Source organism: Exiguobacterium sp. ZWU0009 (assembly GCF_000798935.2).
Lineage (GTDB): Bacteria > Bacillota > Bacilli > Exiguobacteriales > Exiguobacteriaceae > Exiguobacterium_A > Exiguobacterium_A acetylicum.
The window spans coordinates 911896-927283 of record NZ_CP018057.1; the positions used below are offsets into that span (position 1 = coordinate 911896).

The window sequence follows — 15388 nt, forward strand, 5'->3', positions numbered from 1 at the left end:
CATTTCGTCCTTTCTGCTGTAAATCAGCATTTGAAGTAAAGTACATATTAAACGTCAAGTAGCGTTTTGATCAAGAATGACTTTGTCATCCTTTTTTTCGATTGTGATCCACTTTTGAGTCAATGGAGCTGTAAAAATAGGTTTTTGTTTTAGTTTGCCGCTCGTATAGTCTTGAATCAGTAACTGGGATTCACAGCTCTGTTTTCCGTCTTTGACGTAATGATAGGATCCATCGGCTGCCTGTTCACGCGACTTCACATTATCAGCAAGGGCGAGGGCGAGACAATCCTTTAAATACTCTTTATGTTCTTCGTCCATGATCGGGAACAAGATTTCAATCCGTTTTCGCATGTTACGCGTCATCCAGTCAGCGCTTGACCCATACATCAAATCCTGTCCGTTGTGATGGAAGTAGAAGATGCGTGAATGCTCCAAGTAACGATCGACGATCGAGATGACGCGAATGTTCTCCGAAACATCTGGAATGCCAGGACGCAGACAACAGACGCCCCGAACGATGAGTTCGACTTGGACACCGGCACGCGATGCCTTGTAGAGCCGTAAAATGATGTCTTTTTCCGTTAAACTATTCATCTTGGCAACGATTCGACCGTTTCCGTGTTTTTTATGATGATGAATCTCTTCATCAATCAATGACAGGAACTTCTCAAGCATTGCATTTGGTGAAGTTTGGATGACGTTCCATTCCGGCTGTTCCCCGTACCCGGATAACCAATTGAAGAAGTTCGTCGCATCTTCGGCGATTTCTTCCCGAGCCGTCAGCAATCCGACATCCGTATATAACTTCGCGGTCGAATCATTATAATTGCCAGTACCAAGATGGACGAAACGCTGAATCTTGCCTTCGTGGAGTCGGACGACGAGCGTGATCTTCGAGTGGGTCTTTAAATCACTATATCCGTAAATGACATGGGCGCCGACCTTTTCTAGTTGCTTCGCCCATTCAATGTTCTTCGCCTCGTCAAATCGAGCCTTAAGTTCAACGAGGACGGTGACCTGTTTCCCGTTTTCGGCGGCCGTTTTCAAGGCCTTGATGATCGGAGAATCACCAGATACGCGATAAAGCGTTTGTTTGATGGCAAGGACGTTCGGATCATTCGCCGCTTGGACGATGAACCGGACGATAGGATCAAACGTATGATACGGATGATGCAAGAGATAGTCGCGTTCCAGCAATTGATTAAACAGATTTTTTGAACTATCGAGTGCTGGTGGGTCGACCGGCATGATCGTCTGATAAATCAAATGATCATATTCAATACCGATTTGACTGTAGAAGGCAAAGGAGAACGTCAAATCAATCGGACCATCCACGGCAAAGATGTCGCGTTCCTGTAAATCCAGTACATCGCGTAACATGTTGAGCAGTTCGGTATTGATGGCAGCTTTTTGAACTTCGAGTCGAATGGCGACTCCCCAACGCCGTTTTTTTAATTCTTTCTCAATCAGCTTTAATAAATCATGGGTACCTTCCTCATGAAACGGAAGGTCGGCATTACGCGTAATTCGAAACGGCATGGCAGACAACACACGATAACCTTTGAATAGACTATCGATGAAGGCGATGATGACGTCTTCGAGTAAGATGACAGCCGTCGTCTCGTCATCTTCTACCGGTAAATCGACGAATCGTGGCAAGACAGCAGGTACTTGTACGAGCGCCAAATTTCGTTTTGTCCCGTCTTCTGCCTCAAGCACCGTCGCAATGTTGAGTGACTTTGACGAGAGCATCGGGAACGGACGATAGGCATCGACGGCAACGGGCGTGAGTACCGGAAAGACTTGTTCACGGAAAAAGGATTTTACATAGGTCGTTTGTTCCGAAGTCAGAGCGTCGTATTTCAAGAATGTAATGCCTTCATCGGATAACGTCTGATTGATTGCTTGAAATGCTTCGTATTGCCGATCGACTAACTCTTTTGTTTTCGCTGCGATCGCACGTAACTGTTGTTTGGGTGTCATCTGTTGTTTATTTTCTGGTTTATTGAACCCGGCGAGTACTTCATCCTTTAAACCACCGACTCGTACCATATAGAACTCGTCTAGATTGGAACTAAAGATACCGAGAAACTTAAAACGTTCCATTAGCGGATTGCGTGTGTCAAACGCTTCATCCAGCACACGTTTGTTGAACTGGAGCCAGCTGAGCTCACGATTATTGAAATGTTCAGGTATGTCGAGCTTCATGAAGGAAGATCTCCTTTCGTTTCGAAGGTAATCGTACAATCAATGATTCGTTCCAGATGTTTCTTTTGTTTTTCCGCTTTTTCGACTTCGAATCCATAATCATGATCCCCTGTATCGAGGACGAATTGGAGTTGATCCTTTTCAAGGAACAGTTCCAAATGATCGACAGCTTTTCGCTCCGTCACGTCGAGCGCATGACTTAATTTGAGGAGAGATCCAAGTAGGTCGAAGCGATCCAGCGATTTTTCCGTAAACCAGTCCTTGAAAGGTTTCGCAAGCTGGTTCATCCGTTTGGCAGAAGAATAGGAACTGACGAGCGAGAGAGCAACGCGATCCTTGTGCGTCATGCCATTCAATTCGGTATTCGTCAACAGGTAGAACGTCTGGTCCGATCGTGTATGTGGATTAATGTATTGTCCACAATAAAATAAGCGACTTGCTGAATCGAGCAGTCGTAGCTCAGACGCGCGTTCTGAAATCAAGTCGAGCGTGACGAGCTGCCGGTACATCGATTTGGCGAGTGTTCCAATATATGACGCACGATCTCGATTGACCTTATAGTCGCTTTCGAGCTGATAGAGACTTTGCTCACGTACGTTTTCAATCCGACGGTATGCTTCGTCCTGCACATCGAACTCGTAAACAAGACCTTCGCGAAGACCGAGATTACTCATTACGAATTCTTCCGCTTCGATGTGATGGGCTAACTCTTGAATCGCAATCAATGCCGGCAGGAAGATATCAATTCGATCTTTTGAGAGTCCTTCGATTTTCGATAGTTGTTTCGCCGACCTTCCTTCGAGATCGTCGACCATCTTCGCGAGTTCTTTCGCTTTGATTTGATATTGGTGAACACTTCGAAGGGGATAGTCCTGATTCGACTGATGGATCCGAACGAAATTTCGGGCTGAACCACCGACACCGATTAAAGGAAGCTTTTTATCACTCAGCCATGGAACCGATTCGAATTGTTCCCGTAGGAATTTCACCAATTTCTTCTTATCGCTGGCACTTAGTGTCTCGTCCGAAACGAATTGCCGTGTCAAGGTGACGGCACCAAATGGAAAGCTGTGATACGCCACCATTTCGCGATTTTCAATCAAGGTGACTTCCATGGAACCACCACCGATATCGACAGAAAAGCCATCAGTCAGGAAGGTCGAATTGATGATGGCAAAATAGCCATAGTATGCTTCTTGTTCATCTGTCAGAACCTGAATGGAAAAAGGCGTGTTTTCTGTAACGGATTCAACGATGGCATCTCGGTTCGTTGCATTACGGATGGCTGCTGTCGCGACACAGATCGTTTCTTCGACTTCATGGGTGACACCAACTTCATAAAAACGATGTAAAGTTTCTTCGAGTAAGGCGATGCCTTCATCATCGAGTGCTCCATCCTCGTTGATGTGAGCAGATAATCGGGCGACGACTTTAATATTAATCTTCTCGATATAGCGACCAGAAGCGATCGGATGGAAGATAACATAACGAATCGAGTTGGAACCGATATCGATGACTGCAAGTTCTTGTTTCAAATGACTCCGACTCCTCTCTGCGATGCGTGCACTAAAAGAATTCCCTCTCTGAACAAGCCGGAAACAGCTAGCTTCTTTCTTTATTGTACCTTGAATGTTTTCTAAGGAGGATAGGAAGTTGCTAGAGTTGCACCAATAATTGGCGGGCGCTATAATAAGACAGTTGATTAAGGCGTAATTATTCCGTTTTACGAAAACGGAAGGAGTGAAAATAAATGGAAACACCAATCATCGAGATTGATCAAGTCAGCTATGATTACCCAGATCGTCGGGTGTTGAATCAAGTCTCGTTTCAGGTCGAGCAAGGACAATTTTTAGCCATTGTCGGGGAAAATGGATCCGGAAAATCGACGCTGATCAAATGTATATTAGGGTTATTGCAACCGAAAGGAACGATTCGTTTATTTGGACAATCCCAATCACAATTCAATGAATGGTGGCGGATTAGCTATGTTTCGCAAAAAGCGGCAGCGTTCAACTCCGGTTTTCCGGTGACTGTCGCAGAAGTCGTTGAGATGGGACTGTACGCCAAAAAAGGACTCTTTCGTCGCTTATCTCGCGACGATCGAGACAAAGTACGAACGGCCCTCGAAACGGTCGGAATGTGGGAGCGACGCGATTCAAAAGTCGGCGACCTATCCGGTGGTCAACAACAACGTGTTTTCATCGCACGTGCGCTCGTCAACGATCCTGATTTAATGATCTTGGATGAACCAACCGTTGGTGTCGATCAGCGATACGTGAAAGAATTTTATGAGATCTTAGAAGAACTTCGTCGAGATAAGCGCCGGACATTCGTTCTTGTCACGCATGATATTCACTTCGTCAGTAAACTTGTCACGGATGTGATTCATCTGGTCGATGGACGTTTAGGGTGTAACTGTGGCATCAAGGAATACTGGGAACTAGATGAACAGACGATCCGCTCCCTCTATCCGGTTCCGGGACGTGTTCTCGTTCATGAAGGGAAGAGTGTCCAATGATTGAAGCGTTCATGACGTTAAAGTTTTTACAGTACGCTTTAGTGGCTGCCATTCTGATCGGATTCACGGCACCATTGATCGGTTCGTTCGTCGTCGTCCGGCGGATGAGTCTAATCGCAGATGCACTATCACACGTCACCCTTGCCGGAATTGCGCTCAGTCTCTTGATTTCTGGAATGGTCGCACAATTAGCGGACTTGAATCCACTATATTTAGGAATCGTGACGGCGGTCATCGCGGCACTGACGATCGATTGGTTGCGTGCGAAATACAAGCATTTCCAAGAACTCGCAATCCCAATCATCATGGCGACAGGGATGGGGCTTGGAGCAACATTTATCAGTCTCGCGAACGGCTTTTCAATGGATCTCGTCTCCTTCTTGTTTGGAACGGTCTCGGCTGTCGCCTTGACGGATGTGTACACGATTCTTATCGTGACGGTCGTCGTCGTCATCTTCGTCTTTGCTTTTTATAAGGAATTGTTGTTCCTCTCCTTTGACGAGGAGCAGGCGCGCGTTTCCGGGATTCGCCTTCGCTTAGTGCATATTCTCTTTATGATCGTCGTTGCGCTTGTCATTGCGATCAGTATGCGAATCGTTGGGATTTTGCTTGTCTCAAGCTTAATCACGTTACCGGTTGCGGCAGCACTTCGAATTGCGAAAAGTTTTAAGGCGACGATCTTTTTAGCCATCATATTTGGTGAAGTTGCGACAGTACTTGGGCTCATCCTGGCCTATCAGTTCGATTTGGCACCCGGCGGAATGATCGTCTTGCTTGCGGTACTTGAGCTGATCATCGTGATGCTGTTGGAACGTTTTTGGATAGGAGGGAAAACACATGAAGACGAACATCGAACAAGCGCGTGAACGCATGAAGGCTTCCGGGTTTAAAATGACACCGAAGCGTCTCGATTTGCTATCGTATCTGTTTGAAGTGAATCGTTATGTCAGTGCGCGGGAAGTAGCAGAAGCTCTTCGAACGTCTCATCCTTCGTTAAGTTATGATACAATCTATCGAAACTTGAATGACTTTTCGGAAATCGACTTATTAGAAGTGACGGAATTAGACGGTGAGATGAAATACCGAGCAGCTTGTGCTTCAGGACACCATCATCATCATTTGATATGCCGAATCTGCGGCAAGACGGAAACATTGAATGTCTGTCCGATGGAATGGGTTTCTCCGGTCCAAGAGACTGGCTTTGAAGTCGAGGATCATAAGTTCGAAATTTATGGACGCTGTGCGAATTGTCAACGCATGACATCTTAAATGAAAGAGGATGCCCGGTCGGGCGTCCTCTTTTTGCGTTTTAAAAGACTAGTCCTGTTCAAAACGGGAATAGTCGAACAGAGGTGATGAGAAGATGATTTATGATACACAAGAAGCGCGACAAATCGATGAGTGGGCACGGACATCCGGACTGCCACTTGAAGTGCTGATGGAACGAGCTGGAAGTCACATCGCAACACGTATCAAAGAGCGTCATAGGAAGACGGAGCGAATCTTGATTTTATGTGGGACAGGCAATAACGGTGGGGATGGGTATGTCATTGGACGCGAATTGATACGCGACGGATTTGATGTCACACTACATGCACCATTTGGAGAGAATCGTTCGGATACATCTATCGTTCATGTCCATTATGCAGAAGCGTTTGGACTCGTGACCGAACAACCGTGTGGTCAATATGATGTCATTCTAGATGCCTTATATGGAACGGGATTTGATCCAAAGCGGATGAATCAAGTGTTCGAAGCGCAGTGTGAATTCGTATCGGAACAAAAGCGACAAGGGGCACGTATCTATGCAGTAGATGTTCCGAGCGGAGTACCGACAGATCATGCAACGGAATTTAAGGAGACAGCGATTCGCGCAGACGTGACATTCCAATTGCATGCAATGAAACGATCTGTCTTTTTAACACGAACAGCCCCGTTTTATGGCGAATCAGAAACAATTGATATCGGATTACCGACTTTTGGTGAATGGCGCGTATCACCTAAGGATGTGACCGCCTTATTCAAGCGGGAACCATACGGGCATAAAGGAACGTACGGGACGGCGCTATTGATTGGTGGAAGTGAGACGATGCCGGGCTCCATCCAACTCGCGACACGGGCAGCCTTACGAACAGGAGTCGGTAAACTACAAGTTGCGACGACGGCACTTGCGAAACATGGAATCATCGTCCAAGCGCCGGAAGCGATGGTCATTGATCAGACGTTACCAGCAATTCAGGAGATGCTCCCCTCCATCTCAGCAGTTGGAATCGGTCCTGGATTATCGCAAGAGGCAGTCGAAACATGGGTGGACCATCTACTTGAGAGTGATGTGCCGGTTGTATTAGATGCTGCAGCTCTAGTAAAAGAAAGTTATCCAGAACGAACCGCACCAATCATCGTCACACCGCATATCGGTGAATTCGCCCGGATGACGAACCAGAGTGTCGCAAGTATTCAAGATGATCTTTTTGGTCAGGCAACTGACTATGCCATCTTGCATCAAGTGACTGTCGTCTTGAAGTCCCATGTCATCTTAATCGCGAAACCGGATGGAGGCGGATTCGTCATCTCTGGTGCATCAAGTGGTCTCGCCAAAGGAGGAAGTGGGGATACTCTGTTTGGCATATTAACCAGCCTTCTTGCACAACATCCAACAGGCGACATCGAAAGAACATTAGCGCAAGGAGCAGAGTGGTATGCACGTGCTTCTCGGCAAGTTGAACGACGCTTACATCCGAGTAGCTTGCTAGCAACGGATGTCATCGAGGAGTTAGGTAGAGTCGAACTATAAAAACATCAATTTGAAAGAAAGTCTTCCACGATACGTATGAGGGAAGACTTTTCTTTTTAGGAAGGAATTGACACATTCCATTTAACAGGAGTATCATCAAGCGATGTCGAAACCTTTATACGGAAAATCTGACAGAAAGGAGGGGGAAAAGCATGGAGGATATCGTTCGGAAACAACAATGGTGGATCGGGAATTTTGCCTTATTCATGATGTTCGTTGGAGCTTTGATCATTTATACGACGACAGAAGAGACAATTAAGAATGCGTATTTGAGTCGTTCTGTCATCATTTCATTTTTAATCGTCATGGGTCTATTTATTTTTTATATTAGCCGTCGCAAGATGGGAATCGTTTTGCAAACGCACTTATTGTCCTTGATGTTGCTCGTCGTTCCTATTACATCGATTAGCTTTTTACCTTACGCGGCAGTTACCGTTTGGGCAAGTTGCTTTTTGTTTTTGATGATCGCTTTAATCTCGTATCAACGCATCATGATGTGGTACGCCATCATGGTTGCTGTCGCAACTAGTTTGTATGTCATGTGGAATGCCGATACCGTGACGGTAGAAATTGATCCGACGGACCATTATGGACGGATTGGCATGATTGTGATTAGCGTATCGATTGCGCTTGTCATCAATCACTTGCATATCCGTAATTTAAATCGGTTAAATGACCTTGCGATACAATTACACGATACAGCGCGACGTGATGAGGAAACAGGTGTCTTGAATCGCCAAGGGTTAAACGAAATTGATTTTCCAAGACCCGAACAACAGCTCATTTTCGTCGGAATTCATTTAGAAAACTACTATGAGTTGGCGCGGTATTTCGGAGAAGATATTCAGTCACAAGTACTACGTGCCTGTATCGAGCGACTCAAGAGACAACTACCTCCTTACCAAGCGTTTGCTCGGATTGAAGCAGGAACATTATTGATCGTCATGGAAAAGCCGGACGAGGTGGCATGTAAGGAAGCGATGGAAGAATTGAGTCAAGCAATCTCCGTACCATACGAAATCGAGGGGCATCATGTCTACGTCAACATATCCATCGTCATCGATAATGGAGAAGGGGCAACGGACAATCGGAAGCGTCGGGTACAGCAGTTATTGACTGCGTTACAAGAAGCCGCGCAACAAAATGAACGTGTGATGTGCATTGACCAAGCCTGGCGTAAGGATCAAGAATTGCGAGTCAAAGCAGCACAATCGCTAGCGCAGGCTAATATTGAAACGGATTTTCATCTCGTCTATCAATTGCAGTATGATGTCCAATCAGAGCAATTCATTGGTCTTGAGGCATTGGTTCGATGGAAGACCCCATTGCAGGGAGCTGATCGACCATCCGTGTTCATTCCGATTGCTGAAAAAAGTGACTTGATCATTCGTTTAGGAGAGTGGATCTTTGAGGAAGGGTGTAAGACGCGTAAAGCATTAATTGGTCTGGTTCCGGATGAGTTTACGCTGTCGGTCAACGTATCACCACGCCAGTTGACGAGTGAGGCATTCATGCCATTCATTGAACGAACACTACTCAAGTATGCATTAAAGCCGCAACAAATTAAGATCGAGATCACAGAAAGTCAGTCGCTTGATTTTGAGAGTCAGTCGATTCATCGAGCGCTTAAGCGTATCAAAACGCTCGATTTCCCGGTTTCGCTTGATGATTTCGGAACCGGACATGCCTCATATCACGTCCTAGAACGCTTATTGCCATTACGTCAATTAAAGATTCCGAAGCAATTCATCGAACAAATCGGCGAATCGGAGAAACGACAATCCATCCTCGAGTCAATTTTCCAATTGAGTCAATCGATGCATGTCGAATGTATCGTTGAGGGCGTAGAGACAGGAGAAGAAGTACGTATTGCCAAGGAAATCGGCATTCATCTATTCCAAGGTTATTTCTTTGCTAAACCGGTACCACTTGAAGAAATCATATGTCTCCTGCAAAAAACAAATGAAGGAACGGTCCGTTGACCAACAAAAGCCACTTCAGTCCGAATCGCTCGGAGGAGAAGTGGCTTTTTAGTATTCATTCCGATCGATACAGGCGATACTGATTTCGTCCTTGCGCTTTGGCTTCGTATAAAGCGCTATCCGCTTGCTTAAATACTGTTTCAGTTGGTTGTTGATGAGCGTAAGCAATACCTGCAGACACCGTAATGGATACGGCATGATCTTGCATGACGAATGTTGTTTGCTGAACGGCTGTTACGATTGTTTCAGCTAGGACGACAGGATGATGCAGTTCAATGTCTGGAACGATGACGATGAATTCTTCACCACCATATCGACCGACCGTAACCGGTGCCGGACAATGCTCGTTCAATAAGATCGAAAAGTGGCGCAAGACAGCGTCTCCGACAGCATGACCGTGTGTATCGTTTATATTCTTAAAGTGATCCAAATCAAACAAGATAACGCCCCAAGAATCTTTACTTTTTTCGAGCGCCGTGACTTTTTCTAAAATGACATGGCGATTCGCGAGGCGCGTCAATTGATCGGTCGAAGCAAGGTAGGATTGATAAGAATAAAGAACAAAATGCTGCTGAAGAAGTGAAGACAAACGATAAAACAAAAAGGCTCCACCAATCGTTAAAATGAAATATGGAATATAAATCGTTCCCCAGGCATCCGCTGGAGAGTTACTCATAATCAATCGCGAGAGTACGAGTAGGGAACCGACCGTGACGATGGCAGAAAAGAAGTAACCTTGCCGTTTGATGAATCGACGACAAATAAAAGAAAGTACTAGAAATCCAAGTAGTGTGATGACAGAACTAAACAGAGCGCTTAGTGAATCACCACTATCAATCACGAATCGATAAATCAAGAGCATCAGCCCTGTTACGGCAATACTGATATTACCACCGAACAAGGCAGACAAAGCGAGAGGTAATAACCGTAAATCAATCAATGCTCCATTCAAGTCGATTGCATGATGCATAAGTAGAATGCCAGTTATACCATTGGACAGTCCGAAATAGAGACGAGTAGACATTTTAGAGTCAGGTTGAATTGGCAAACGATCACGAAGTAAGTAAAAGGTGAACGTAGAAACGAAAAAAATAATACAAATATTCATAAAAAAGATATTCACTGTTGCAAGCATCATGAAGCCCTTCCTATATCAAAGTTTCAATCCTATAGTCATTGTACGATATCAAGTCATGTAATGACATAAAAATGGAAAAAACAGCCTAATCGGCTGTTTTAACGAATCGGTGCAAATTTTTGAATCTCTTGAACGGCCTCATTCCATGAAGCGACACGAATGACATTATTCGGTACGGCTTTACGGTTATAAGGTGCGTCGAACAAGATGACAGGAATAGATGTGTCTTCTGCGATCTGCACAGCATTCTCTAATCGGTCTTCCATGAATAAATCGAGTGATAAATCACGGACGACTTGTACTTTGTCGTGTGATCCCGTCATGATCAAGGAATCAAGAGGAAGTTCGTGTTGTTTGATCCACTCTTCTGTTACGGGACGAACGAGCTCCGATCGTGCTGTCACGTAATGGAGATCATATTGCTTCCGCAAATTCCATAAGTGGTGGCGGACGTGTTCTTGAGGAATAGATTCACGATAGATCCCGGTCTCATGACCAGAGTTCACCATGTAGTCCCAAAATTCGATTTGATTCATATTGGTATACGTATGCAATTCATACTCGGACGCCTGGTCGAAGTCGATCGACGTTCCGAGATATTTATTCATGTAAGTGAAGCAAGAGGATGGATGTGTGATCGTTCCATCGATGTCGATTCCAATTTTCATTTACAGTCACCCACGTTCTAAAAATTTTTCTTCACTTAGTATAACATAGTCGAAATCGAGATACGAAAAAAGACTCCTCGCGAGGGAGGAGTCTTTAACTTATGCGTGGTTCGCTTTTTCGGCTTCTTTTTCAGCCTGTTTTTCGAGAACGATCGCATCAATCTCTTTCTTCAATTCTTCGACCATCGTTGCTTCCGGTACTTTACGGATGATTTCTCCGTGACGGAACAACAATCCTTCGTTGCGTGCACCAGCGATACCGATATCAGCTTCACGTGCTTCACCAGGGCCGTTGACCGCACATCCGAGAACCGCGACTTTGATGTTCGCTTGGATGTTTTCGATATAGTCTTCGATTTCTGCGGCAATCGACATCAAATCGATTTCGATCCGACCACATGTAGGACATGAGATCAATGTCGCCGCGTTCGCCGCGAGACCGAATGACTTCAAGACTTCTTTTGCAACCTTTACTTCTTCGACAGGGTCCGCTGAGAGAGATACACGAACTGTGTTTCCGATTCCGCGTGACAAAATCGCGCCAAGTCCAGCTGCTGATTTTAATGAACCAGAACGAAGTGGACCGGATTCCGTAATCCCGACGTGAAGTGGGTAGTCGAACGATTCAGAAGCGAGTTGATACGCTTCAAGCGCCAACTGTACGTCTGATGCTTTAAGCGAGACGATGATGTCATGGAAGTCGAGGTCTTCGAGGATCTTAATATGGTGCAAAGCACTTTCGACCATACCACGAGCAGTTGGATAGCCATATTTTTCAAGAATATGCTTTTCAAGGGAACCAGCGTTTACCCCAATACGAATTGGGATGTTTTTCGCTTTTGCTGCTGTCACGACGGCTTCTACCTTTTCGCGACGACCGATGTTACCCGGGTTGATCCGGATTTTATCGACGCCAGCTTCGATTGCCATAAGCGCAAGTTTATAGTTGAAGTGGATGTCTACGACAAGCGGAATGTTGATTCGGCTTTTGATTTCTGCAAGTGCGAGCGCATCACGTTCTTCCGGACAAGCGACGCGGACGATTTGGCAACCAGCTTCTTCAAGACGTAGGATTTCAGCGACTGTCGCTTCGACGTCGTGTGTTTTAGTTGTCGTCATACTTTGGATGATGACTTCATTATTTCCACCAATGACAAGGTCCCCTACACGAACGGGACGAGTCTTAGAGCGATGGACCATTTTCGGCATATCGAAAATCTCCTTTTGTGGCATACCGCCATATTGTTTATGTTTACCTTTTCTATCATATCGAACTATTCCCTAAAAATCGAGAAACAAGAACGAAAATTGAACATTTACAATTGTTTAATGAAAGAAGGGCGTCCGTCAATCCGTCGGACGCCTGATTTTAATACTCATTGAGGTTTACGTGAAGCGCGTGGCTTTGAGGAACGGGCAATCCATAATGGCACTAATGTGTAGACGAAGTGTCCAATTACGAGCACCCCGATTCCGAAGCGAGGATAATCGAGTTGGTATAGAAGCATACCAAGTGGGAAGGACCAGAGATTCGTTGCAACCGTATAAGGAAACGTTTGGCGATATGCCCACGGACGGGGAAGTAACAATCGAACGAATCCCTTCGTTAGATACGCCATGAACAACACGTAAAGTAATACAGCAATTGCGATAAAGATGAAATGAAGGATGAACCAAGCAACGATCGGGATGCTTTTTTGTAAAAAGAAGGAATCAATGATCGTCGTCCAAAGTGAAATCCAAGCTAATCCACAAAAATAAAGGGAAACATCTGCCAAACGAAGACGTAAGAACAGACGATTTGGAATTAAGGAAGTTTGTAAGTAATTAATCAGTTGACGTAAAAATGACAAGTGAATCACTCTTTCTACTGTTTTAAAACAGGTTTTAATTGTTTAATTTTGATTGGTAATAAAGGGTTTTTGTGTAATGGTACAGATTAATAAAACCTTAACAAACGGATGTCGCAAAAACTATTTACAAGTTCACCGGACCTTTACATAATGGGGAAGTTGAGAAAATAAACTTTACAAACACATCAATCCACATGAAATAAAGGAGCTGGCAAGATGAACTATGATTTGCAGGAAATGATTTTCACCTTCATCGGTGGACTCGGGATTTTCCTATTCGGTATTAAGTATATGGGAGATGGGCTCCAAAAAACAGCAGGAGACCGATTACGTTATATCCTTGATAAATATACGACAAATCCATTGTTAGGTATCCTAGCAGGTATCGTCGTCACGATTTTGATACAGTCGTCGTCAGGGACGACCGTCATCGTTGTCGGACTCGTTAGTGCAGGTCTGATGAATTTACGACAGGCAATCGGAGTCGTCATGGGGGCTAACATCGGAACAACGATTACGGCTTTCATCATCGGCTTTAACGTCAAGGAAGCTGCGCTTCCAGCAATCGCAATTGGTGCTTTCTTGATCTTCTTCTTCAATAAAGAACGGGTTCAATACATCGGACAGATTTTCTTTGGCTTTGGTGCATTGTTCTATGGTCTCACTTTGATGGGCGACGGAATGGCTCCGCTTGAATCAAGCGTCTGGTTCCGTGAGTTGACGGTATCGATGTCGGATAACCCATTGCTGGGTGTCTTCGTCGGAACAATCTTTACTGTTCTTGTTCAGTCGTCGTCAGCAACGATCGGTATCTTACAAGAGTTGTACGCTGGTGGCATGATCGATATCAAAGCAGCTCTTCCGGTCTTGTTCGGTGATAACATCGGAACGACGATCACAGCAGTACTCGCAGCACTTGGTGCGTCGATTGCAGCTAAACGAACAGCAGCAGCACACGTCATCTTCAATATCATCGGAACAGTATTGTTCCTGATTGCATTACCAATCTTCTCAAGCTTCATCACATGGATCACAGGCACGCTTGAATTAGGTCCGAAAATGCAAATCGCCTTTGCACACGGAACATTCAACGTCGTCAATACGTTGATTCAATGTTGGTTCATTGCGCAAATCGCATGGCTTGTACAAAAAATCGTACCGGGTACGGATACGACGATTGATTCAAAACCGCGTCATCTCGATCAAAATATCTTGAACCAATCTTCGGCACTCGCATTAAACCAAGCGAAGCTTGAAGTGTTACGAATGGGTGAATTCTCAAAAGATGCGCTTGCAAAAGCACATCGTTACACGCAATCGCATGATAAAAAGGATGTATCAGAATCAGAACAGATCGAATATGCGATTAATCATTTAAATACAGAAGTCACAAGTTATCTCGTTAAAGTAGCGGCACATGATCTATCAGAGCGTGAATCAAATGAACACTCGTTACTGATGCATGCCGTCAATGACTTTGAACGAATTGGTGACCACGTCGAAAACATCGTCGAATTGGTCGATTTCCAAATCGTCAACCGGATTCAGTTCACATCATCAGCGAAACAAGAGCTTGATGATATGTATGCCTTGACGCAAGAAATCGTCGACTGTGCCGTTCGCGCCGTCGAAGAGGACGATGTTACACGAGCTCGCAAAGTTCTAGAACTCGAAGGTAAACTTGATGCACTCGAACGTTCATTCCGTAAACACCATGTCCTTCGTGTTAACGCTGGCGAATGTACGGGCCAAGCAGGGATGATCTTCGTCGATCTCTTGTCGAACCTCGAACGAATTGGCGATCATGCTGTAAACATCACGGATCTCGTCCTTGAACAGCGGACGGCATTAACGAACTAAGCGAAATACGATTTGTCTATGACAGCTGATTTCAAAAAATGAAATCAGCTGTTTATTTTTTTGAAATAGCATATTGACAAGTTTCGCCACATCTCGTAATCTAGTAAGAGTAAAGCAACATACATCATGGCGGTGTAGCTCAGCTGGCTAGAGCGTACGGTTCATACCCGTGAGGTCGTGGGTTCGACTCCCTCCGCCGCTACTATTACTTAAGGACCCTTAGCTCAGCTGGTTAGAGCTGACGGCTCATAACCGTCCGGTCGCAGGTTCGAGCCCTGCAGGGTCCATTCAGTAGAACGCACCTCGTTGAAAAACGAGGTGCGTTTATTTTTGTTCCTCCGGGGAATAGTAAAGATATTGTAATAAT

The 15388-nt window shown here is 45.0% G+C and carries 12 protein-coding genes and 2 tRNA genes; 8 read left to right on the forward strand and 6 right to left on the reverse strand.

Annotation, left to right across the window (positions count from 1 at the left end; genetic code table 11):
- Positions 1–54: 54 nt before the first annotated feature.
- Both L985_RS04640 and L985_RS04645 read right to left on the reverse strand, forming a co-directional pair.
- Entirely contained in the window at positions 55–2208 is a 2154-nt protein-coding gene (locus L985_RS04640) for an RNA degradosome polyphosphate kinase (protein WP_029341048.1), read from the reverse strand.
- Positions 2205–3743, reverse strand: coding sequence for a Ppx/GppA family phosphatase (locus L985_RS04645; RefSeq protein WP_029341049.1), 1539 nt, complete (start codon positions 3741–3743; stop codon positions 2205–2207). The genes L985_RS04640 and L985_RS04645 overlap by 4 nt, the downstream gene beginning before the upstream one ends.
- A 215-nt stretch (positions 3744–3958) precedes the next feature.
- Between L985_RS04645 and L985_RS04650 the strand changes: the two genes are divergently transcribed.
- The 5 genes from L985_RS04650 (at position 3959) to L985_RS04670 (ending at position 9502) form a co-directional block, all read left to right on the forward strand.
- Positions 3959–4726, forward strand: coding sequence for a metal ABC transporter ATP-binding protein (locus L985_RS04650; RefSeq protein ID WP_023467526.1), 768 nt, complete (start codon positions 3959–3961; stop codon positions 4724–4726).
- Positions 4723–5592, forward strand: coding sequence for a metal ABC transporter permease (locus L985_RS04655; RefSeq protein ID WP_029341050.1), 870 nt, complete (start codon positions 4723–4725; stop codon positions 5590–5592). Before L985_RS04650 ends, L985_RS04655 begins: the two co-directional genes overlap by 4 nt.
- On the forward strand, positions 5564–5995 hold the full coding sequence (locus L985_RS04660) for a Fur family transcriptional regulator (RefSeq protein ID WP_023467528.1): 432 nt from the start codon (positions 5564–5566) through the stop codon (positions 5993–5995). Before L985_RS04655 ends, L985_RS04660 begins: the two co-directional genes overlap by 29 nt.
- A 94-nt stretch (positions 5996–6089) precedes the next feature.
- Positions 6090–7520 carry a bifunctional ADP-dependent NAD(P)H-hydrate dehydratase/NAD(P)H-hydrate epimerase gene (locus L985_RS04665; RefSeq protein WP_029341052.1) on the forward strand — a complete coding sequence of 477 codons (1431 nt, stop codon included), beginning with the start codon at positions 6090–6092 and terminating at the stop codon, positions 7518–7520.
- A 152-nt stretch (positions 7521–7672) separates the two neighbouring features.
- Positions 7673–9502: a GGDEF domain-containing phosphodiesterase gene (locus L985_RS04670; RefSeq protein WP_029341053.1), complete on the forward strand. Its 1830-nt coding sequence runs from the start codon at positions 7673–7675 to the stop codon at positions 9500–9502.
- Between the two features lie 55 nt (positions 9503–9557).
- Here L985_RS04670 and L985_RS04675 read toward each other — a convergent pair whose 3' ends face one another.
- The 4 genes from L985_RS04675 to L985_RS04690 form a co-directional block, all read right to left on the reverse strand.
- Positions 9558–10640, reverse strand: a complete 1083-nt coding sequence (locus tag L985_RS04675) for a GGDEF domain-containing protein (protein ID WP_047396425.1) — start codon at positions 10638–10640, stop codon at positions 9558–9560.
- A gap of 98 nt (positions 10641–10738) precedes the next feature.
- Positions 10739–11308 (reverse strand): 5' nucleotidase, NT5C type, encoded by a 570-nt coding sequence (locus tag L985_RS04680; RefSeq protein WP_029341055.1) that lies wholly within the window; start codon positions 11306–11308, stop codon positions 10739–10741.
- Between the two features lie 99 nt (positions 11309–11407).
- Positions 11408–12517, reverse strand: coding sequence for a flavodoxin-dependent (E)-4-hydroxy-3-methylbut-2-enyl-diphosphate synthase (ispG, locus tag L985_RS04685; RefSeq protein WP_023467533.1), 1110 nt, complete (start codon positions 12515–12517; stop codon positions 11408–11410).
- A gap of 167 nt (positions 12518–12684) precedes the next feature.
- The gene (locus L985_RS04690) at positions 12685–13170 is read right to left on the reverse strand and encodes a hypothetical protein (RefSeq protein WP_034785923.1); all 486 of its coding nucleotides are present in this window, start codon (positions 13168–13170) and stop codon (positions 12685–12687) included.
- A gap of 207 nt (positions 13171–13377) precedes the next feature.
- On the opposite strand from L985_RS04690, the gene L985_RS04695 reads away from it, so the two are divergent.
- The 3 genes from L985_RS04695 to L985_RS04705 all read left to right on the forward strand — a co-directional run bounded on the left by L985_RS04695 (position 13378) and on the right by L985_RS04705 (position 15308).
- The gene (locus L985_RS04695; protein WP_029341057.1) at positions 13378–15021 is read left to right on the forward strand and encodes a Na/Pi cotransporter family protein; all 1644 of its coding nucleotides are present in this window, start codon (positions 13378–13380) and stop codon (positions 15019–15021) included.
- A gap of 128 nt (positions 15022–15149) precedes the next feature.
- A tRNA-Met gene (locus tag L985_RS04700) sits at positions 15150–15223 on the forward strand.
- A gap of 11 nt (positions 15224–15234) precedes the next feature.
- Positions 15235–15308, forward strand: a tRNA-Ile gene (locus L985_RS04705).
- Positions 15309–15388: the final 80 nt, after the last annotated feature.

What these genes read in the sequence shown, in the direction of transcription:
- L985_RS04640 (WP_029341048.1), bottom strand. Translation starts at nt 2,208, where the DNA reads ATGAAGCTCGACATACCTGAACATTTCAATAATCGTGAGCTCAGCTGG.
- L985_RS04650 (WP_023467526.1), top strand. Translation starts at nt 3,959, where the DNA reads ATGGAAACACCAATCATCGAGATTGATCAAGTCAGCTATGATTACCCA.
- L985_RS04655 (WP_029341050.1), top strand. Translation starts at nt 4,723, where the DNA reads ATGATTGAAGCGTTCATGACGTTAAAGTTTTTACAGTACGCTTTAGTG.
- L985_RS04660 (WP_023467528.1), top strand. Translation starts at nt 5,564, where the DNA reads ATGAAGACGAACATCGAACAAGCGCGTGAACGCATGAAGGCTTCCGGG.
- L985_RS04665 (WP_029341052.1), top strand. Translation starts at nt 6,090, where the DNA reads ATGATTTATGATACACAAGAAGCGCGACAAATCGATGAGTGGGCACGG.
- L985_RS04670 (WP_029341053.1), top strand. Translation starts at nt 7,673, where the DNA reads ATGGAGGATATCGTTCGGAAACAACAATGGTGGATCGGGAATTTTGCC.
- L985_RS04675 (WP_047396425.1), bottom strand. Translation starts at nt 10,640, where the DNA reads ATGATGCTTGCAACAGTGAATATCTTTTTTATGAATATTTGTATTATT.
- L985_RS04680 (WP_029341055.1), bottom strand. Translation starts at nt 11,308, where the DNA reads ATGAAAATTGGAATCGACATCGATGGAACGATCACACATCCATCCTCT.
- ispG (WP_023467533.1), bottom strand. Translation starts at nt 12,517, where the DNA reads ATGCCGAAAATGGTCCATCGCTCTAAGACTCGTCCCGTTCGTGTAGGG.
- L985_RS04695 (WP_029341057.1), top strand. Translation starts at nt 13,378, where the DNA reads ATGAACTATGATTTGCAGGAAATGATTTTCACCTTCATCGGTGGACTC.